Raw genomic sequence first — 2,111 nt, forward strand, 5'->3', positions numbered from 1 at the left:
GAGCCTACCGCTGTTTTGACGCCGAACGAAATCGAAGAATTAATGAAAATAATGAAATCTCTAACTAAAGAAGGAAAATCGATATTATTCATAACTCATAAATTAAACGAAATAAAAGAAGTCGCCGACAGATGTTCCGTTTTGCGAAAAGGAAAATATATAGGAACAATCGATGTAAAAGACGCCACAAAAGAAGAAATGTCCGAAATGATGGTTGGAAGAAAAATATCTTTAGTCGTTGAAAAAAGCGAGGCTAAACCTAAAGAAATAATTTTATCGGCTCATGATTTAAATATAAAATCTCATAAAAGCGCAAAGAATATTATTAAAAATGTTTCTTTTGAAGTAAGAGCGGGCGAGATTGTTTGCATTGCGGGAATAGACGGAAACGGACAGAGCGAATTAATATACGCGCTTACGGGACTCATGGAACTAAATTCTGGAAGCATAAAATTGAAAGGACATGATATTACGAATTTGAGCATACGGAAAAAAACTTTAAACGGAATCGGGCATATTCCCGAAGACAGGCATAAATACGGTTTGGTTTTAGATTATACTTTGGGAGAGAATTTGATTCTTCAAACTTATTTTACGGAAAGATTTCAAAATAACGGATTCTTAAAATTTAAAGAGATGGAAAATTATTCAAAATCTTTAATAGATAAATTCGATATAAGAAGCGCCGAAGGATTCAAAACTATAGCAAGAAGTATGTCGGGCGGAAATCAGCAGAAAGCGATTATAGCGAGAGAAATTGACAGAGAACCCGATTTGCTTATCGCCGTTCAACCGACAAGAGGACTCGATGTCGGTGCGATTGAATATATACATAAAGAGCTTATCAATCAGAGAGATAACGGAAAGGCGGTTTTGCTCGTTTCTTTGGAACTTGACGAAGTTATGAATTTAAGCGATAGAATACTCGTTATGTTCGAGGGCGAAATAGTTGCTAATCTCTATCCTAATAATTTAACTGTAAACGAACTCGGGCTTTATATGTCGGGTTCAAAAAAAAGCGCGTAAAAGGAGAAAATAAAATGAAAAATCGAATAATTAATATACTTGAAAAAGACGGTTTCGTTAAAATATTTTCTTCATTTCTTGCAATAATAATAGGACTTTTACTCGGACTAATAATACTTCTTATAAGCAATTATAGAGACGCGCTCCCCGCTTTTATCACTATACTTGCTGGCGGATTTTCTGGCGGAAGCAGAGGAATGGGGCAGGTTATATATACGGCTACTCCTTTGATATTAACGGGACTTTCGGTTGGTTTCGCTTTCAAAAACGGACTATTTAATATAGGCGCGCCTGGACAATTTATAGTCGGAGCTTACGCGGCGGTTTTAGTCGGAGTAAAATGCGTTTTTCTTCCAGCGGGGCTTCATTGGATTTTGGCGTTATTCGTTTCTTTTATCGCGGGCGGTTTATGGGCTTATTTGCCCGGACTTTTGAAGGCAAAATTTAATGTTAATGAAGTTATTTCAAGCATTATGATGAATTATATTGGAATGTATTTGGTTAATTATTTGGTTACTCTCACGGTTTACGATGTTTTAAAAAATCAATCTCAAAATATTCCTCCTTCGGGAACGATTCCCACGATGGGATTAAACGCGATATTTAGAGGTTCGAGCGCAAACGGAGGATTTTTTATAGCCGTAATAATGGTTATAATAATTTATATAATTCTTTCAAAAACGACTTTCGGATTCGAGCTTAAAGCCTGCGGATTAAATAAAGAAGCGAGCAGATACGCGGGAATAAACGAAAAAAGAAATATAATTTTATCTATGGTTATAGCGGGTGCTTTAGCGGGACTCGGCGGCGGTTTGTTATATTTGTCGGGCGTGGGAAAACATATTGAAGTTGTAGACATTTTGGCGGAAGAAGGCTTTACGGGAATTCCGATTGCTTTACTCGGTTTATCGCATCCAGTCGGAATACTTATAGCGGGAATATTTATCGCTCATATAACCGTTGGAGGATTCTATATGCAAATATACGATTTTACTCCAGAGATTATAGAAATGATAATATCGTCTATAATTTATTTCAGCGCATTCGCTTTGATGTTTAGAAGTATTGTGGATTTATTTCTAAAA

At 36.1% G+C, this 2,111-nt stretch carries 2 protein-coding genes; both read left to right on the forward strand.

Going from position 1 to position 2,111, the window contains the following annotated elements:
* A partial coding sequence (locus EZH24_RS10710) for an ABC transporter ATP-binding protein (RefSeq protein ID WP_137999111.1) occupies nt 1-1,026 on the forward strand: 1,026 nt, incomplete at its 5' end.
* Nucleotides 1,027-1,040: 14 nt separating this feature from the next.
* Nucleotides 1,041-2,111, forward strand: a 1,071-nt coding sequence (locus tag EZH24_RS10715; protein WP_137999112.1) for an ABC transporter permease, incomplete at its 3' end; no start/stop codon positions are given.

This window comes from Brachyspira catarrhinii, assembly GCF_005518285.1.
Taxonomy (GTDB): domain Bacteria; phylum Spirochaetota; class Brachyspiria; order Brachyspirales; family Brachyspiraceae; genus Brachyspira; species Brachyspira catarrhinii.